Annotated in this window: 13 protein-coding genes and 2 pseudogenes; 10 read left to right on the forward strand and 5 right to left on the reverse strand. The window is 72.7% G+C overall.

From position 1 onward, the window contains the following. Nucleotides 1-101 precede the first annotated feature (101 nt). The 5 genes from acuI to ACTT8P_RS26370 all read left to right on the forward strand — a co-directional run bounded on the left by acuI (nucleotide 102) and on the right by ACTT8P_RS26370 (nucleotide 7,011). Nucleotides 102-1,088, forward strand: a complete 987-nt coding sequence (gene acuI / locus ACTT8P_RS26350; RefSeq protein WP_442834238.1) for an acrylyl-CoA reductase (NADPH) — start codon at nucleotides 102-104, stop codon at nucleotides 1,086-1,088. 63 nt (nucleotides 1,089-1,151) lie between these two features. After that, nucleotides 1,152-2,348 (forward strand): MaoC family dehydratase, encoded by a 1,197-nt coding sequence (locus ACTT8P_RS26355; protein ID WP_442834239.1) that lies wholly within the window; start codon nucleotides 1,152-1,154, stop codon nucleotides 2,346-2,348. A 62-nt stretch (nucleotides 2,349-2,410) separates the two neighbouring features. Beyond that, nucleotides 2,411-4,126 (forward strand): class I adenylate-forming enzyme family protein, encoded by a 1,716-nt coding sequence (locus ACTT8P_RS26360; protein ID WP_442834240.1) that lies wholly within the window; start codon nucleotides 2,411-2,413, stop codon nucleotides 4,124-4,126. A 427-nt stretch (nucleotides 4,127-4,553) separates the two neighbouring features. Further along, entirely contained in the window at nucleotides 4,554-6,149 is a 1,596-nt protein-coding gene (locus ACTT8P_RS26365; protein WP_442834241.1) for a GMC oxidoreductase, read from the forward strand. A 268-nt stretch (nucleotides 6,150-6,417) separates the two neighbouring features. Further along, nucleotides 6,418-7,011: an acyl-CoA-like ligand-binding transcription factor gene (locus tag ACTT8P_RS26370; protein ID WP_442834242.1), complete on the forward strand. Its 594-nt coding sequence runs from the start codon at nucleotides 6,418-6,420 to the stop codon at nucleotides 7,009-7,011. A gap of 114 nt (nucleotides 7,012-7,125) precedes the next feature. On the opposite strand, the pseudogene ACTT8P_RS26375 reads toward ACTT8P_RS26370, so the two are convergent. The 5 genes and pseudogenes from ACTT8P_RS26375 to ACTT8P_RS26395 all read right to left on the reverse strand — a co-directional run. Next, nucleotides 7,126-7,451 (reverse strand): annotated as a pseudogene (locus tag ACTT8P_RS26375) (beta-galactosidase); the annotation flags it as partial. Further along, complete coding sequence (locus ACTT8P_RS26380; RefSeq protein ID WP_442834243.1) at nucleotides 7,448-8,989, reverse strand: family 43 glycosylhydrolase; 1,542 nt, start codon at nucleotides 8,987-8,989, stop codon at nucleotides 7,448-7,450. The gene ACTT8P_RS26380 and the pseudogene ACTT8P_RS26375, both read right to left, overlap by 4 nt. Before the next feature lie 90 nt (nucleotides 8,990-9,079). Further along, the gene (locus ACTT8P_RS26385) at nucleotides 9,080-10,324 is read right to left on the reverse strand and encodes a glycoside hydrolase family 3 C-terminal domain-containing protein (RefSeq protein ID WP_442834244.1); all 1,245 of its coding nucleotides are present in this window, start codon (nucleotides 10,322-10,324) and stop codon (nucleotides 9,080-9,082) included. Between the two features lie 265 nt (nucleotides 10,325-10,589). Beyond that, a pseudogene (locus tag ACTT8P_RS26390) lies at nucleotides 10,590-10,745 on the reverse strand (glycoside hydrolase family 3 N-terminal domain-containing protein); the annotation flags it as partial. A gap of 322 nt (nucleotides 10,746-11,067) precedes the next feature. Then, nucleotides 11,068-11,676 (reverse strand): TetR/AcrR family transcriptional regulator, encoded by a 609-nt coding sequence (locus ACTT8P_RS26395; protein ID WP_442834245.1) that lies wholly within the window; start codon nucleotides 11,674-11,676, stop codon nucleotides 11,068-11,070. Between the two features lie 99 nt (nucleotides 11,677-11,775). Here ACTT8P_RS26395 and ACTT8P_RS26400 point away from each other — a divergent pair, with 99 nt between their 5' ends. From ACTT8P_RS26400 to ACTT8P_RS26420, 5 genes are read left to right on the forward strand one after another with little or no spacing between them, the layout of a single operon-like run. After that, on the forward strand, nucleotides 11,776-14,118 hold the full coding sequence (locus ACTT8P_RS26400; RefSeq protein ID WP_442834246.1) for a xanthine dehydrogenase family protein molybdopterin-binding subunit: 2,343 nt from the start codon (nucleotides 11,776-11,778) through the stop codon (nucleotides 14,116-14,118). Beyond that, nucleotides 14,115-14,993 carry an FAD binding domain-containing protein gene (locus ACTT8P_RS26405; RefSeq protein ID WP_442834247.1) on the forward strand — a complete coding sequence of 293 codons (879 nt, stop codon included), beginning with the start codon at nucleotides 14,115-14,117 and terminating at the stop codon, nucleotides 14,991-14,993. Before ACTT8P_RS26400 ends, ACTT8P_RS26405 begins: the two co-directional genes overlap by 4 nt. Then, nucleotides 14,986-15,489, forward strand: coding sequence for a (2Fe-2S)-binding protein (locus ACTT8P_RS26410; RefSeq protein WP_442834248.1), 504 nt, complete (start codon nucleotides 14,986-14,988; stop codon nucleotides 15,487-15,489). Before ACTT8P_RS26405 ends, ACTT8P_RS26410 begins: the two co-directional genes overlap by 8 nt. Continuing rightward, nucleotides 15,486-16,136, forward strand: coding sequence for an SRPBCC family protein (locus ACTT8P_RS26415; RefSeq protein WP_442834249.1), 651 nt, complete (start codon nucleotides 15,486-15,488; stop codon nucleotides 16,134-16,136). The genes ACTT8P_RS26410 and ACTT8P_RS26415 overlap by 4 nt, the downstream gene beginning before the upstream one ends. A 56-nt stretch (nucleotides 16,137-16,192) precedes the next feature. Continuing rightward, a complete protein-coding gene (locus ACTT8P_RS26420; RefSeq protein WP_442834250.1) occupies nucleotides 16,193-17,029 on the forward strand; it encodes a mycofactocin-coupled SDR family oxidoreductase in 837 nt (278 codons plus the stop codon). The last annotated feature ends 384 nt before the right edge of the window (nucleotides 17,030-17,413 follow it).

Below are 17,413 nucleotides of genomic sequence, written 5' to 3' on the forward strand. Positions count from 1 at the left end.
CCCTTGGGTTGACGTCCCCCACCCCCTATGGAAGCATCATCTCATTCTTGAGAATCCCATTCTCACACGTTTACCGCTGATGCTCAGAAGGTGATCTGCTCATGTTCTCAGCCCTACTGATCGAGAAAGGCGAATCCGGTTCGACCGCCACCTCTTTGAAGAAACTCGAAGAGTCGGATCTACCGGACGGGAATGTCCGTGTCGACGTGGAGTATTCGACTCTCAATTACAAGGACGCGCTCGCCGTCACCGGGCGGTCCCCGGTGGTCCGCACCTTCCCGATGGTTCCCGGGATCGACCTGGCGGGTGTGGTCACCGACAGCTCCCACCCGGCCTGGCAGCCGGGGGACCGTGTCGTCCTCAACGGCTGGGGAGCGGGCGAGGGCCACTGGGGAGGCCTGGCCCAGCGGGCGCGGCTCGACGGCGACTGGCTCGTCCCGCTCCCCACCGCCTTCACCCCGTGGCAGGCCATGGCCATCGGCACCGCCGGCTACACGGCGGGGCTGTGCGTGGACGCCCTGCTGGCCGCCGGGGTGTCCCCGGACCGGGGGCCGGTCCTGGTGACGGGAGCGACGGGCGGGGTCGGCAGCGTCGCGGTCACGCTCCTGGCGCGGGCCGGCTTCGAGGTGACCGCCGCGTCCGGGAAGGCCGCGGAGACCGAGTATCTGCGCCGGCTCGGCGCGGCGGAGGTGCTGGACCGGGCCGGGCTCGCCGAAGCCGGACGGCCGCTCCAGCGCGAGCGGTGGGCGGGCGTGGTCGACGCGGTCGGCAGCCACACCCTGGCCAACGCCTGCGCCCAGACCCGTTACGGCGGCACCGTCGTCGCCTGCGGTCTGGCGCAGGGCATGGACTTCCCCTCGTCCGTCGCCCCGTTCATCCTGCGCGGTGTCGCGCTGCTCGGCATCGACAGTGTGATGGCGCCCATGGCCTCGCGCAGGGCCGCCTGGGGACGCCTCGCCCGCGACCTGGATCCGGCGGTGGTCGACATGATCGCCGAGGAGATCGCCCTCGGGGACACGGCCGACGCGGCGCAGCGGCTGCTGGCGGGCGCGGTGCGCGGTCGCCTCGTCGTCGACGTCAACCAGTGACCGACCCGCGCCGCCCGGCGATCCGTTCCGACCAGCCACGTCAACCGACACCCGGGAGCAGCCGTGAGTGAGAAGTCCGGCGCGGCACGGGCCGCGCACCTCGATCTCTCCGACGTCGAACACCGCGTGGGCGGGCTGGTCGGCGGCGGACAGCTGTGGGAGCCGTGCGCCGCCTCCGACATCCGCCGCTGGGTGATGGCCATGGACTATCCCAACCCGCTCCACTGGGACCAGGAGTTCGCCCGCGACTCCCGGTTCGGCGGCCTGGTGGCACCGCAGTCCATGGCGGTGGCCCTCGACTACGGGCACGGCGTGCAGCCCGCCTGTGTGGGGCGCGTCCCCGGCAGCCACCTGATCTTCGGAGGCGAGGAGTGGTGGTTCTACGGCTGTCCGGTCCGCCCCGGGGACACCCTGTTCCAGGAGCGGCGCTTCCACGACTACACGGTGGCGGAGACCAGGTTCGCCGGACCCACCATGTTCTCGCGCGGTGACACCACCCACACCAACCAGCACGGCGTGCTGGTGGCACGCGAACGGGCGACCGCGATCCGCTACCTCGCCGCCGAGGCGGAGCAGCGCGGCCTGTACGAGAGCCGGCTCGGTCCCGTACGGCACTGGACGGAGACGGAACTCGCCGGGATCGACAAGCTCCGTCACTCCTGGATCCTGTCGAACCGGACGGGCGAGTCACCGCGCTTCGGGGACGTCGGTGTCGGGGACACGCTGCCGCGCCGCGTCCTCGGCCCGCACAGCATCGCGAGTTTCACCACCGAGTACCGTGCCTTCCTGTTCAACATCTGGGGCACCTTCCACTGGGTCGCGCCCCCCGGTGTCGAGGACCCGTGGATCAACCAGGACCCGGGCTGGATCCAGGGTTTCTCCTTCGACGAGGAGGGCGCGCGGATCGATCCGCGGCTGCGCGACGGCCTGTACGTGGGCCCCTCCCGCGGTCATGTCGACGCCGACCGGGCGGGCCGGGTCGGCATGGCCCGCGCCTACGGATACGGCGCGACGATGGGCGCCTGGTGCACCGACTACCTCGCCCACTGGGCGGGCCACGACGGCATGGTGCGGCACACCAAGGCCGACTTCCGCCTGCCGGCCTTCGAGGGCGATGTGACGTACTTCGACGCCGAGGTGACCGGCAAGCAGCCGGACTCCTCCTGGGGCGTGCCGCTGGTGGAGGTACGGCTGCGGCTCACCAACCAGGACGGCGGTGTGCTCGTGGAGTGCACGGCGGAGGTCGAACTGCCGCTGTAGGTGCCGACAACCCCGTGAGAGAAGGACGGTGAGCCGTGGACGCCGAGGACGACGTTGGCTCCGTGCGACCCCCCTCCATCGTGTCGGGCCCACCGCTCGACGCCGAGCCGGGGCTCGGTGCGCTCACCCTGCCCGGCTTCCTGCGCGAGGTGACACAGGCGTACGCCGACCGCGAGGCGCTCGTGCTGGACCCCGACCCAGACCAGGACCCGGACGCGGACCGCACGCGCTGGACGTACGCCGAGCTGTGGGAGCGGTCGGTGGAGGTGGCCCGGTCCCTGCGGGCCCTGGGCGTGGGACGGGACAGCCGGGTGGGCGTGCTGATGACCAACCGGCCCGAGTGGCTCGCGGCGGTCTTCGGCACCTCGCTGGCCGGCGGTGTCGCGGTCGCGCTCAGCACGTTCTCGACGCCGGCGGAACTCGACCACCTGCTGCGGGTCTCCGGGGTCGGGGTACTGCTGTTCGAACGGCGGCCGGCACACCAGGACTTCACGGAGACCGTCATCGGTCTGGTGCCCGAGGCGGGCCGGGCCGCGCCGGGCCCGTTGTGTTCGGCGCGCTACCCCTTCCTGCGCCATTTGGCGGCCGTCGGTGCCGCCGCGCCCGGGACGGCGGTCGAGACCTGGGACGCCTTCCTGGCGCGGGGCCGCTCGCAACCGCGAGAGCTGATCGAGGCGGCCGCCGCCGCGGTGCTCCCCGGTGACACCGCCGTGCTGTTCTTCTCCTCCGGCTCCACGAGCCGGCCCAAAGGCATCCTGAGCGCGCACCGCGCCGTCGCCGTGCAACTGTGGCGCTTCCGGCGCATGTACGGGTTCGGCCCCGAGGACGACATCCGGTGCTGGACGGCCAACGGCTTCTTCTGGTCGGGGAACTTCGCCATGGCGCTCGGCACGACCCTGGCCAGCGGCGGCTGCCTGGTGCTGCGGCGGAGCTTCGACGCCGCCGGGACACTGGAGCTGCTCCAGCGGGAACGGGTCAACTTCCCGGTCGCGTGGCCGCACCAGTGGGCGCGGCTGGCGGAGGCGCCCGGCTGGGACCGGGCGGACCTCTCCGGCCTGCGCTTCGTGGACTTCGACACCCCGCTGGCCCGTCACCCCACGGTGACCGCCGAGTGGCACGAGCCGGGGCATGCCTACGGCAACACGGAGACCTTCACCCTGACGGCGTGTTATCCGGTCGGCACACCGCCCGAGGCGCACGCCGGCAGCAGTGGCGAGGCGCTGCCCGGCGTCACTGTCAAAATCGTCGACCCGCGCACCGGCACGGTGGTCCCGCGTGGCGAACGCGGGGAGATCTGTGTCAAGGGGCCCACCCTCATGCTGGGTTACCTCGGTGCACCGCTGGACGAGACGCTCGACGCCGAGGGCTTCTTCCGCACCGGCGACGGCGGGTATCTGGATCCGGCGGGCCGGCTCTTCTGGGAGGGCCGGCTCACGGACCTGATCAAGACGGGCGGCGCCAACGTCTCGCCGCAGGAGGTGGACGAGGCGCTGGCCGCCTGTCCCGGGGTCAAGGTGGCGTACACCGTGGGCGTGCCGCACGACACCCGCGGTGAGGTCGTCGTGGCCTGCGTGGTGCCGCACGAGGGCGCGCGCCTCGACGGTGCCGCGATCCGCTCGTTCCTGGGCGAGCGGCTGGCCCGGTACAAGGTCCCCCGGCACGTGCTGTTCTTCCGCGACGAGGACCTCGCGCTCACCGGCAGCGCGAAGATCAAGACCAGCGAACTGCGCGAACTGGCCGCCCGGCGGCTGCGGACGCAGCGGCAGCCAGCGTCATGACCGGCGCCGGGCCGGGCCCCGGGCCGGCCGCCGGGGCGGCGTCGCGGGCACCACCGGTCACCGCGGCACCGGTGCGCGGGCAGCGGGCCCCGGCACCGCACTCCGCTCACCGGCCGCGCCGCCGGACGCCCTCACCTGACTCACCTGACTCACCCGAGTCACCAAAGTACCGAAGTCACCGGAATCACCGGAATCACCGGAATCACCGGAATCACCGGAATCACCGAGATCACCGAGATCACCGAGTGTCCGGTACACCCGAACCCCCCACCCGCTCCAGCGGCCGGTCCGCGTCCCCGCGCGGGTCACGGCCGCTCCCCCCGACTGGAGTCACATGTCCGACGACCGCTTGTCCCCACCCCCCGCATTACCCGCCGTCTCCCCCTCGGCCGTCTCCTCCCCCACGTCCTCCCGTGCCGCGTACCCGATGAGCCGCCGGCAGGTGCTGGGGGCGGGCGCGCTCGCCGCGGCGGTGCTCGGCGCGAGTGTGACCGGCGCCGGCCAGGCGTCCGCCACGACGCGGACGGCCGCGCGCCGCTCGGCGGCGGTCACCGAGCGCCGCGCCCGGGCCGTGGTCGTCGGTACCGGGTTCGGCGGTGGCGTGACCGCGCTGCGGCTGGCCCGGGCCGGGGTGTCCACCCTGGTCCTGGAGCGCGGCCGGCGCTGGCGCACCGGCCCCAACGCCACCACGTTCTGCCGCTTCGCCACCATGGACAACCGCTCCGCCTGGCTGACCGACCACCCCGTCGTCGGCGGCGGCACCCAGACCTGGACGCCGTACACCGGTGTGCTGGAGGCCGTCGAGGGCAACGGCATGACCGCCATGTGCGGGGCGGCGGTCGGCGGTGGCTCGATCATGTACCACGGGATGACGCTGCAACCGACCCACGCCGACTTCGCCAGATCCATGCCGGTGGCGGCGGATCTCTACAGCGAGCTGAACCTGTGGGCCTACCCCACCGTCGCCCGGATGCTGGGCGTCTCCACCATCCCCTACGACATCCTGGCCAGCAGTCCGTACAAGAGCTCCCGCCTGTTCCAGGACGTCGCCCCCGAGGCGGGTCTGACGCCGTTCAAGGTGCCGCTGCCCGTCGACTGGAGCTATGTCCGGGGCGAGCTGGCCGGCCGGTACGAGCCGACGTACACCACCAGTGACATCGCCTTCGGTGTCAACAACGGCGGCAAGCAGTCGATCGACGTCACCTACCTCGCGCAGGCGGAGGCCACCGGGCTGGTCGAGGTGGCGCCGCTGCACGTCGTCCGCGACCTCGCACTGGACTCCGCCGGGCGCTGGGTGCTGACCGTCGACCGCATCGACACCGGCGGCGCCGTGCAGGAGCAGATCCGCGTCACGGCCGACGCCGTGTTCCTCAACGCGGGATCGCCGGGCACCACCCGGCTGCTGGTCAAGTCACGCGCCAAGGACCTGGTCCCCGACCTGCCCGACGCCATCGGCACCCAGTGGGGCAACAACGGCGACCGGATCTGGGCCTGGATCAACCCCTCCGGCGACGCCGGGACCCAGCAGGGCGGCCCCGCCTGCGTCGGAGGCGCCGACCCGGACAGCCCCATACCGCTCAACATCGTCCACGCCGGATCGCCCGCGCAGAGCCCCGGGGTGACCGCGCTGACGGTGGTCGGGTTCGGCGTGGTGGACGGCGCGGGCACCTGGACCTACGACGCCGGCCGGGACGACGCCGTGCTCACCTGGCCCGACGACGCGGACGCCGAGTTGCAGGCGCTGATCACGGCGCGCATGCGGGCCCTCACCGCGGCGGGCGGCGGCATGATGCTCGACACCAACGCGGGCGCGCCGTCCACCTGGCACTCCCTCGGCGGTGTCCCGATGGGCGACGCCGTCGACCTCACCGGCCGCGTGCTGGGCCACAAGGGGCTGTACGTGCTCGACGGCGCCCGCATCCCCGGCTCCACCGGCGCCTGCAATCCCTCGATGACCATCGCCGCGCTCGCCGAGCACAGCATGGCGACCATCGTCCGCCAGGACGTCGGCCGCGTCTTCTGACGGTGACCGGCACCGTCGTCGTGGCGGACGGCCCGGTGAGACGCCGCTCCTGCCCTCGGTGACGCTGGTCGTCACCGCGTACAGGTCCGCCGGTCGAGTGCGACGACGCCGAGGCGGAAGCGGTGGCGGTGGTGGCTGGGAAGACAACGGGACGCATCGGGAACAACTGATTCGAGTGTGACGCATTGTCCCAATTTCAAGTCAAGGACGCATTAGTGCGCAGTCTGCTCACACAGAGTGTGATCGCCGGGTGACCGAAACACCGGAAATGACGACGACCAGGGACATCGCACGGGCCGCCGTGCGGAACAGGCTCGCGCGGGTGGCCGTGGAACTGTTCCGCCGCGAGGGTTTCGACAAGGTCACCGGCGGCGAGGTGGCCGCGGCGGCCGGCGTGTCCCGCAGTACCTTCCTGCGCTATTTCCGCACGAAGGAAGAGGCCGTGCTGAGCGCCTTCGAGACGAACTGCGACGCGGCCGCCTCGACACTGCGCGCCCGCCCCGCCGACGAGGAAGAGTGGGCGGTGCTGCGGCACGCGATGGGCGCCTTCCTCCAGCCCTACTACGAGGACAAGGAGGACAGCCTCGCCCTGGCCCGCCTCATCAACGACTCCGCCGCGCTGCGCGCCCGGCGCCTGGAGATGATGTTCCACTGGCGCAACGTGCTGGCGGACATCCTCGCCGAACGCGCCGGCCGGCCGGAAGGGGCCGCCGTCCGCTTCCTGGTCCTGACGGCCGCCGCCCTGGACTGCCTGAACGTGGCCGTCGAACAGTGGACCGCCTCCGGCGGCCAACAGGGCCTCACCGCCATCCTCGATCAGGCGTTCGCCGCTCTGACCCCCCGGCGGGGCGGGGCCGGCTGAGCACGACCGGCGGTACGGCCGGTCGAGCACGGCCGCCGGCCGTACCGGTCCCGGCTTCGGTCCCCCCTTCCGACGGGACCGGCCCGGTGCCGCCGAAAGCGGTACCGGGCCGGGGTGGAAGCGGAACGCCGGGTGCGTGCAGTCCACCTCCTGGCGGGCGAGCCAGGGCGGCACCGCGTACGTCGGGGCGCCGAGGACCACGGAGATGCCGCGGGCGTGGGCGCCGTCGAGGACGGGCCGGAGCCGTTCGAGGTCGAAACGGCCGTTCTCGTGCCACCAGGTCGACCAGAGCGACTCGCCGACCCGGATGACGGAGAAGCGGACGCCTCGGCCATCAGGTCGAGGTCCTCCGCCGGCCGTTCGCGGGGCCGCTACTCATGGTAGTAGGCGGCGCCGAACAGCACCCGGGGCGGCAGTGCCCGCGAGGGACCGGACGTCATGACCCGCTCTCGCCGTGGTAGCGGAAGTCGGTGAAGTGCACGGTGCCCTTCTCGGCGAGCATGCCGGTCACCCGCCCGGTGAAGGGGGCGGCCAGTTCCACCGACCAGAGCCGGCCGTCCAGTTCGGCGAGACACGTCTCGGTGCCGTCCGGGTCCAACACGCTCAGTCGGATGACGTCACCGGGTTGCAGCCACGGCGCCGGCCCCTGCGGCGGCAACGCGGTGGCGATGCGCAGCCGGACCTGGTCGCCCGCCACCTCGGTGGTCCAGGACTGCCGCATCGAGGGCACGTCGGCGCGCGCGGTGACCAGCAGGCCGTCCCCGGACGGCGAGCGCTCCGCGACGAGGGCGACGGTGAAGTCCTCGGCGAAGCGCAGGCCGAGACCGCCCCGCCCGTCGGCGGGCTCGACCCCGGTCTCGACGAAGCCGGCCAGATGGCGCTGGCGCCGGCCGACAAAGCCGGGCCTGGGTGTTTCCAGGCCGCCGTCGGACGCGGCCGTCACAGTGAGTGTGCCGGGGCGTTCGGTGACTGAGGCCGCCTCCCCGGGGGTGCGGCGCACCGCGAGCCAGCCCGGGTCGGCGGACGCGGCGGGGTCGGTGAAGTCGAAGTACTCGTCCAGCGGTTCCGGCCGGGGGTCGAGCCGCACCGGCGCCGGGTGGGGCCAGCCGCCGGCCCAGGCCACCTCGGTGACGTAGGTCTCCCGGCCCAGCGGTGAGAGCTTCCCGGCCCGCCGGGTGCCGAGCAGCACCAGGAGGTCCTGGCCGTCCGGGCCGGTCACCAGGTCGCCGTGGCCGGTGCACTGGACGGCGCGGCTCGTTCCCGAAGCGGTCAGGACCGGGTTGTGCGGGGCGCCCTCGAAGGGGCCCTCAATGCTGTGCCCGCGGGCGACGCTGACCGAGTGCCCGTACTCGGTGCCGCCCTCGGCGATCATCAGGTACCAGAAGCCGTCCCGCCGGAAGAGGTGCGGGGCCTCGGGCGCGACCTTGCCCGTTCCGGACCACAGCCGGCGCGGTTCCTCCAGCAGTTCACCCGCCGTGAGGTCCGCCCTGGCCTGCAGGATGCCCCAGTCGGCGGCGACCCGATTGCCCGTGATGCGCAGCCCGCTCCAGGTGACGTAGGCCCTGCCGGCCTCGTCCCAGGCGAGGTCGGGATCGATGCCGACGACGCCGTCGATGACCGTCCCCTCGCTCCACGGGCCGGCCGGGTCGGCGGCGGTGAACACGACGCAGCCGCGCGAACCGCCCGACACCGACACGATCACGTGGAAGAGGCCGTCGTGGTGGCGGACGGTGGGGGCCCACGCGCCGCCGCCCGAGGGCACGTCGGCGATGCCCACCTGCTCCTCGCTCGTCGCCACGTTGCCGATGTGCTCCCAGGTGACGAAGTCGGTGCTGCGGTAGACGGGGAGCGCCGGGAGATATTCGAAGGTGGAGGTGACCAGGTAGTAGGTGCCGTCGACCAGCACACAGCTCGGGTCGGGGTTGAACCCCGCAACCAGGGGGTTCGGGAGCGTCACTCGCGCACCGGAGGTCGTCATGGGGCAGGCCTTTCAGGACGGTGGTCGGCAATGCCGCGGTCGGCAGGTGGACCATACGCGCCGGGCCGCCTCGGCGGCCCGGCGCGTATGTCAGACGGGCTCGGTCACCGCGCGGGAGAGGAACGCGCGGTCGGCGCCGGCCAGCACCCGTGCCTCGCCGACGAGTTCGAAACTTCCCTCGACGCGCCGGTCGTCGGCGTCGAAGCCGAGGAAGAACTCCACGGGCGCCGGTTCGACGGCGAACTCCCGTGCGCTGGTGGTGTACGCCAGCTGCGCGGCGGCCACTTCGAAGGTGACCCGGCGGGACTCCCCCGGTGCGGGCGGCACCCGGCAGAAGCCGGCCAGCTGCTGTGCGGGCCGGGTGACGCCGGAGGTGTTGACCCGGACGTGGAGCTGGACGACGGCGGCCCCGGCCCGGCCGCCCGTGTTGGTGACGGTGGTGGCGATCCGGGTCGTGCCCGCGGTGCCGGTCCGCCGGTCGCAGTCCAGGTCGCCGAGGGCGAAGTCGGTGTAGCCGAGGCCGTGGCCGAAGGTGTAGAGGGGCGTGCCCGGCATGTCCAGGTACAACTGGGCGGTGCCGGGCGGCAGCGGGTTGCGGTAGCCGGTGCCGGCCTTCTGGTGGTGGTACACCGGGATCTGCCCGGAGTGGCGCGGGATGCTGTACGGCAGCTTGCCGCTGGGGTCGACGGCGCCGAAGAGGACCTCGGCGACGGACCTCGTGCCGAACGGTCCGCCGTAGGGTGCCACCACGATGGCGGCGGCGTCGCGCACCGCTTCCGGCAGGGCGTAGGGCCGGCCCTGGAAGAGGACGACGACGTACGGCTTGCCGGTGGCCGCGACCGCCTCGGCCAGGCGGGTCTGTGCGGCCGGAAGGGAGATGTCGGCGCTGTCGCTCCCCTCCCCTTCCGTGCGTTCGCCGTTGAACCACAGGCTCGCCCCGCCGAGGGCGAGGACGACGACGTCCGACCGCTCGGCGACCTCGACCGCCCGGGCCAGTGCCCGCGGGCCGAGGTCCGTGGTGAGCGTGGAGCCCTGCTCGGTGAGCACGGTGCCGGCGAACTCGGCGATCTCCTCGTGCAGCGGGCGCGCCCCGTACTGTTCGCGGGCGAAAGTGTGGGAGTCGTCGGCCGTGAAGATGGCCTTGTTCCAGGCGGTCTGCGGCGTTTCGGCGCCGACCATGTTCATCGCCTCGCCGAGGTCGACGGCCTTGACCGCGTCCCGCCACGACGGATAGGCGTACGTGGGGAACTGCAGCCAGGCGGCGTCCGCGTGCGGTCCGATCACGCCGACCGTCCCGGTCTTCGGCACGAACGGCAGGACACTCTCGTTCTTCACCAGCACGACCGAGCGGCGGGACAGTTCGGCGGAGAGGTCGCGGCCCTCGCCGGCGACCGCGGCGACGTCGATGCGCTCCTGCGGGTACGGGTTCTCGAACAGGCCGAGCTCGAACTTGGCACGCGGTACCCGCCGTACACAGACGTCGACGGCGCTCTCGTCGAGCCGGCCGGAGCTCGTCGACGAGTGCCGTCCCGTAGGCGAAGGGCACCGGCAGCTCGACGTCGAGGCCGGCCGTGACGGCCAGGCGGGCCGCTTCGCCGGGGGTGGCCGCTACCCGCTGGCGGGAGACGGTCTGCTTCAGTGTGTCGTAGTCGGAGGAGACGAAGCCGTCGAAACCGAGGGTCTCGCGCAGCAGCCCGGTGAGGATCTCGCGGGAGACTCCGACGGGGATGCCGTCGACGTCACCGTAGGAGTTCATGACGGACTTCAGGCCGCGACCACGGCCTGGGTCGAGTCGGACGGACAGCAGCGCTTCGACGCGCTGCTCGACGAACGTTCGCCGCCCTGGGACCGGCCGGCGGCTGACACCCCGCCCCGCGCCGCCGTCCGGCCGGACACCCCGTCCGGCCACCACGAGCGACACCCTCCGGTTCAGGCACGACGGGGCTGCCCCCCGCCGCGCCCCGCGCCGCCCCGGGTCTCGGGCCCGCCGTGGGCCGGCAGACGCGGGTCGGCCGCGGCGCCCGGTTCCGTGGCCGTCACTCCGTCCGCCCGGCAGGACGGGCGCTCGGCGTCGGCCCTCATCCCTCCGGCGGCGACGCGTCGGGGGAGGACCCCTCGCGCTGCCGGAGTGCTCGCTCGACGAACGCGACGACCTCTTCGTGCCGGCTCGTCATCCCGATGGCGCCCTCCATGGTGAGTACCCGGCCGAGCGCGTTCGTCAGCAGCAGGAGCACGGCCGGCGACATCTGTCCGGGCAGCCGGATACCCGCGTCGGCCAACGCGCGGGAGAGCGACCCCAGTTGGGCTTCCCGGTACCGCTCGGCGTGGGCGGCCAGCTCGGCACGGATCGCCTTGCGATGGTTGGCCAGGGCCATGAACTCCGTCGTCAGCGCGTTACCGGGATGGCTGCTCAGACGCCACAGCGCCGTCAGCGGCTCGGGCCCGGCGATCAGGCGGGCCTGCCGCTCCAGCTCCGAGTCCGCGCGCCGGCGGAGCACGGCGAGGAAGAGGTCGTCGAGGGTCTTGAAGTAGTAGAGGACCAGGGCCGGCGCGACGTCCGCCTCGCGCGCCACCCGCCGGACCCCCACGGCCGCGTACCCCTCCTGCGTCATCAGGCGTTCCGCGACGTCGAGCAGGAGCTGTCGCGTTGCCGGGTTCCCGGTACCCATGCGTCGTGGTGCGCTCATGCCGTCATTCTCCTTGACCCTCGCGGGCCCCCGATGTTAAACACTTGTTCAGCGCTGTGGTTGAACAGTCGTTCAGCAGAGCGGAGGGAGAGGCAGGACATGCCACCGGACGGACAGAAGCCGGCATACGTCGGCACACGCGTCCCGCGTACCGAGGACTTACGGCTCCTGACCGGGGGGAGCACCTTCGTCGACGACATCGTGCGGCCCGGCATGCTGCACGTCTGCTTCGTGCGCAGTCCGATGGCCCGGGCCCGCATCCTCGGTGTGGACACGTCCGAGGCGCTTCGCCTGGACGGTGTGCGCGCCGTGTTCACGGCCGCCGACCTCAACTCCGGCGTCCACGAACAGTGGTACTCGCTCAACGGACGTGACGACCCCGACACCCCTCGCCCACCGCTCGCGCGGGACGAGGCGCGGTTCGTCGGCGACCCGGTGGCCATGGTCGTCGCCTCGGACCGCTACGTCGCCGAGGACGCCGCCGAACTGGTCGTGGTCGACTACGAGCCCCTGCCCCCGATCGTCGACTACACCACCTCTCTGGACTCGGCCGAGTCGGTCCACGCCGACCGGCCCGGCAACCTCGTGGGGCAGCTGGCGGGCCGCCCGATGGCCGACCTCGAACCCGTCTTCGCGAACGCGCCGCACGTCGTCGGAGAGACGGTGTACCAGCAGTCGCACGGGCCGGTCCCCATGGAGACCCGCGGCATCGTCGCCGAGTGGGCGGGCGGCGAGCTGACGGTGTGGGCCGCCACCCAGTCCCCGCACGAGGTCCGGGCCTTCAGCGCACGGCTCCTCGGTCTTCCCGAACACCGGGTGCGGGTGCTGGCCCGGGACACCGGCGGCGGCTTCGGGCAGAAGGTGCTGCCCCAGCGCGAGGACATGTGCGTCCTGCTGGCGGCCGTCAAGGTGCCGGCCGCGCTCAAGTGGATCGAGGACCGGCAGGAGCACCTGCTCGCGGCGGGACAGGCCCGTCACGAGCACGGCGAGGCGCGGATGGCCTTCGATGACGACGGGCTGATCCTGGCCGCCACGCTCGACCACGTCCAGGACGCGGGGGCGTACCCGACTCCCTCGCCGGTGCAGAGCGGAATCGCCGTCGGCATGCTGTTCCCCGGGCCGTACCGCGTCCCGGAGGGGACCTTCTCGTCACGGTTCGTGTTCTCCAACACCAGCGGCCGGGTCGCCTACCGGGGCCCGTGGCAGTACGAGTCGATGGCCCGCGAGACACTGCTCGACACAGCCGCCCGTCAACTGGGCCTGGACCCGGTGGAACTGCGCCGCAGGAATCTGCTGGGCCGCGACGAACTGCCCACGGTCAACTGCAACGGCATGCCCTACGACCACGTCTCCCCGCGCGAGACCTTCGAGCAGGCCGTGGAGATGCTCGACTACGAGGCGTTCCGCCGGCGGCAGGCACGTGCCCGGGAGGAAGGGCGGTACCTGGGCGTGGGCACCTGCACCTACGTCGAACCCACCACGGGCGCGGTGCCCTTCCACTCCACCGAGGGCGCGACGATCCGGATCGAGCCCTCCGGCGAGGTGAACGTGTACGTCGCCGGCGGCTCGTGCGGCAACAGCCTGGAGACCACGGTCGTACAGCTCACCGCCGACGCCCTGGGAGCCGATGCCGAGCAGGTGAACACGGTGCAGGGAGACACGGCCGTCACCCCGTTCGGAGGGGGCACCGGCGGGAGCCGGTCGGGTTCGATGACCGCGGGTGCGATCGCGCGGACGGCCGGCGGGCTGCGCGAGCGCGTCCACGCCATCGCCGCCCACCGGCTGGGCGTGCCGGTGGAGGAGATCGAGACGGTGCGCGGGCGGGCCCGGCGCCGGGGCAGCCCCGACGACGCCGGACTGACCTTCGCCGAGATCGCGGACATCGCGTACTTCCAGCCCCAGGCGCTGCCGCCCGGTGTGCCCGCCGGGCTGGAGGCCAGCGACCGTTACCACACTCCGCACCTGATGATCTGGGCCAACGCCACCCACGTGTGCACCTGCGAGGTCGACGTGGTCACCGGAGCGGTAAAGCTGCTGCGGTACATCGTCAGCGAGGACTGCGGTCCGATGATCAACCCGAACGTGGTGGAGGGCCAGATCTTCGGCGGCACCGTCCAGGGAATCGGGGGCGCGCTGTACGAACACCTGGCGTACGACGAGGACGGCAACCCGCTGGCCACCACGTTCATGGACTATCTCCTGCCCACGGCCACGGAGGTCCCGGTCATCGAAGTGGGGCACGTGGAGACTCCCAGTGCCGGACCCGGCGGGTTCAAGGGCGTCGGCGAGGGCGGGGCGATCGGCTCGGCGCCCGCCGTGGTCAACGCGGTCGCCGACGCGCTGGCACCCCTGGGGGTGCGCATCACCCGGCTGCCGCTGTCACCGGCCGCTGTCGTCGGTCTCGTCGAGGAGGCCCGGGCGGGACAGGCGGTGTCCCGGTGAAGCCCGCGCCGTTCACCTACCACGCTCCGGCGGACACCGCCGAGGCCGTCGGGCTCCTGGCCGAGCTGGGCGACGACGCGAAGGCACTGGCGGGCGGACAGAGCCTGGTGCCCATGCTCGCGCTCCGGATGGCCTCGTTCGGGCACCTGGTCGACCTGCGCCGTCTGGACGAATCGCGGGGTGTCGAGCGCCGGGACGACGCCACCGTGTGGGTGGGGGCCGGCACCACCCAGGCAGCGGTACAGCGCTCAGCGGAGATCCGCACCGCCGTCCCGCTGCTCGCCCGTGCCACCGCCCTCATCGGCCATTTCCAGATCCGCAGCCGCGGCACGGTGGGGGGATCGCTCGCTCACGCCGACGCCGCCGCCGAATACCCCGCGGTGGCCCTGACCCTGGACGCCGAGCTGGAGGCCCGGTCGGCGCGCGGCCGGCGCACCATTCCGGCGGCGCGCTTCCTGACCGGCATGTGGAGCACCTCGCTGGCCGAGGACGAACTGCTGACCGGGATCGTCCTGCCCGCCCGGTCCGGTCGCCAGGGCTTCGCGGTGGAGGAGTTCGCCCGGCGCAAGGGGGACTTCGCCCTCGCCGGTGCCATGGTCGCCCTCCGGGCCGACGGTGACGGCCGCCTCGAACGGTGCGCCCTCACGCTGTTCGGGCTCAGTCCGACGGCGGTCCGGGCCCGGAGCACCGAGGCCGGTCTGCTCGGCAGTGATCTCCGTACGGCCGACGCCGAGGAGATCGGACGTGCCGCGACGGGCGATCTGAGAACCGTCCCTTCCGACATCCACGGGTCTGCGGGCTACCGCGTCCGGGTGGGCGCCGCCATGGTGGCGCGCGCCTGGCGACGCGCTGTACAGGAGGCACTTCATGGCTGACACCACCCTCACCGTCCAGGTACGCGTCAACGGGGTCGGCCGGCGCGAACGGGTGCCGGCGCGGCTCACCCTCGCCGACTTCCTCCGCGTGGTCTGCGGTCTCACCGGTACCCATGTGGGGTGCGAGCACGGTGTCTGCGGAGCGTGCACGGTACTGCTCGACGGCGAGGCGGTGCGGGCCTGCCTCATCTTCGCCGTGCAGGCCGACGGCGCCGAGGTCACCACCGTGGAGGGGCTGGCCGGACCGGACGGATCGCTCCACCCGGTGCAGGCCGCGTTCCGCGACCACCACGCTCTGCAGTGCGGGTTCTGCACACCCGGTTTCGTCGTCTCGGTGACCGCGTTCCTCGCCGAGCATCCCGAGCCCACCGACGAGGAGATCCGCGAGGCGCTCAGTGGGAACCTGTGCCGCTGCACCGGCTACCAGGGCATCGTGAAGGCCGTCCGGGCCGTCGCCGGCACCGCGGAGGCCGCCCCGCCGAAGGGTTTGGCATGAACCTGACTAACACGGTCACCATTCCGGCGGCGCCGCAGGAGGCCTGGCGTCTGCTGCTGGACGTCGAGCGGATCGCGCACTGCGTTCCCGGGGCCGTACTGACGGGCAGCGACGGTGACCGGCACGAGGGCCGGATCAAGGTCAAGCTGGGAGCCATCGGCCTCACCTACACGGGGACGGTCACCTTCCTGTCGCGCGACGAGCAGGCCATGGTCGTGGTCCTGGAGGCGAGCGGCCGGGAGTCACGCGGCAGCGGAACCGCGAAGGCGCTGGTGACCTGCCGTCTGACGGACGCGGACGGTGGCGGTACCGACATGTGTGCGGAGACCCGGCTCACCATCACCGGGAAGCCGGCCCAGTTCGGCCGTGGCGCGCTCGCGGAGGTGTCCACCGCGCTGATGACCCGGTTCGCCGAGAACCTCGCCGCTCAGCTCGGCGCCGAGCCCCCACCGGCCCGGCGCACGGAACGACAGGGCGGGACCGGTGAGAGCCGGCCGCCGGCCGCGGTGGCCGCCCCCGTGCCCGCGGCCCCGCTCGACCTGGTCGAGGCATCGACCGCGGTCAGGTGGCTCGCTGCCGCGGCGGTGGCCGCCGCCGGGTTCCTCCTCGCCCTCGGCCTGCGTGGCCGGCGACGGCACCGGGACTGACCGCACCACTCCCGCACCACCCCCGTACTCCCTTCCACCCAGGAACGAGGTCCAGCATGCCCGGACGAGTAGAGGGAAAAGTCGCCTTCATCACCGGTGCGGCGCGCGGTCAGGGGCGCAGCCACGCCGTGCGCCTCGCCGAGGAGGGCGCCGACATCATCGCCGTCGACGTCTGCCGACAGCTCGACGGCGTGCGGTTCCCGATGTCGACGCCCGAGGACCTGGAGGAGACGGTCGCCCAGGTGCGCAAGACGGGCCGGCGCATCGTCGCCGCGCAGGTGGACGTCCGCGATCACGACGGGCTCAAGGAGGCCGTGGACGACGGGGTGGCACAGCTGGGGCGACTGGACATCGTCTGTGCCAACGCGGGGCTCGGCAGCGACGGCGCCCCGCTCGACGTCATGAGCGAGAAGACCTGGCGCGACATGATCGACGTGAATCTGACCGGTGTCTGGCTGACCGCCAAGGTCGCCATCCCGCACCTCGTCGCGGGTGGCCGCGGCGGCTCGATCATCCTGACCAGCTCCGTCGGCGGCCTGCGCGGACACGCCAACATCGGCCACTACATCGCCGCCAAGCACGGGGTGGTCGGTCTGATGCGCACGCTCGCCTGGGAGATGGGCGAGCACGGCATCCGGGTCAACTCGGTGCACCCCACGCAGGTCAACACACCGATGGTGATGCACGAAGGCACCTACCGGTTGTTCCGTCCGGATCTGGAGAACCCCACCGCCGACGACTTCGCCGCGGTGTCGCAGGGCATGCACCTGCTGCCCACCCCTTGGGTGGAGGCTGTCGACATCAGCAACGCGGTTCTCTACCTCGCCTCGGACGAGGGCCGGTACGTCACCGGGACCACGATGACCGTCGACGCGGGCGCCATGCTGAAGTGACCTTCGCGGAAGGTCCGCCGCCGGTCGGGTCCTGGCACGGCCACGGACCCGGCGCGCGGCGGGTGAAAGGTGTCGCCGGGCCGGGGCCGTCGCGCCCGTCCCGCGGCAGGGGTCGTCGGGCCGTCCGAGCGGCATCCGGCGCCCGGGGCGACCCCGTCATCCCGACCCGCGCGGCCGCAGGGCCGCAGGGCCGCAGGGCCGCCGTCGTCTCGGCGGGAGGCCCGAGGCCCGGCGACCCGAGAGGCCACCACCTGGCCTGTTCCTCCCAGAGCGCGCGAGACCGCCCGCGACGGCGGCCGGGACCGTCGCCGGACCGCCGGCCGGCGAGGCCGGGCCGGGACGGCACGGCACGGCACGGCACGGCACGGGGTGTCGGACGCCCCG

Source organism: Streptomyces sp. JW3 (assembly GCF_052216785.1).
GTDB lineage: Bacteria > Actinomycetota > Actinomycetes > Streptomycetales > Streptomycetaceae > Streptomyces.

Coding starts and splice junctions, on each gene's coding strand:
- ACTT8P_RS26400 (WP_442834246.1), top strand. CDS start 11,776: ATGCCACCGGACGGACAGAAGCCGGCATACGTCGGCACACGCGTCCCG.
- ACTT8P_RS26420 (WP_442834250.1), top strand. CDS start 16,193: ATGCCCGGACGAGTAGAGGGAAAAGTCGCCTTCATCACCGGTGCGGCG.
- ACTT8P_RS26410 (WP_442834248.1), top strand. CDS start 14,986: ATGGCTGACACCACCCTCACCGTCCAGGTACGCGTCAACGGGGTCGGC.
- ACTT8P_RS26370 (WP_442834242.1), top strand. CDS start 6,418: ATGACGACGACCAGGGACATCGCACGGGCCGCCGTGCGGAACAGGCTC.
- ACTT8P_RS26380 (WP_442834243.1), bottom strand. CDS start 8,989: ATGACGACCTCCGGTGCGCGAGTGACGCTCCCGAACCCCCTGGTTGCG.
- ACTT8P_RS26395 (WP_442834245.1), bottom strand. CDS start 11,676: ATGAGCGCACCACGACGCATGGGTACCGGGAACCCGGCAACGCGACAG.
- ACTT8P_RS26415 (WP_442834249.1), top strand. CDS start 15,486: ATGAACCTGACTAACACGGTCACCATTCCGGCGGCGCCGCAGGAGGCC.
- ACTT8P_RS26365 (WP_442834241.1), top strand. CDS start 4,554: ATGAGCCGCCGGCAGGTGCTGGGGGCGGGCGCGCTCGCCGCGGCGGTG.
- acuI (WP_442834238.1), top strand. CDS start 102: ATGTTCTCAGCCCTACTGATCGAGAAAGGCGAATCCGGTTCGACCGCC.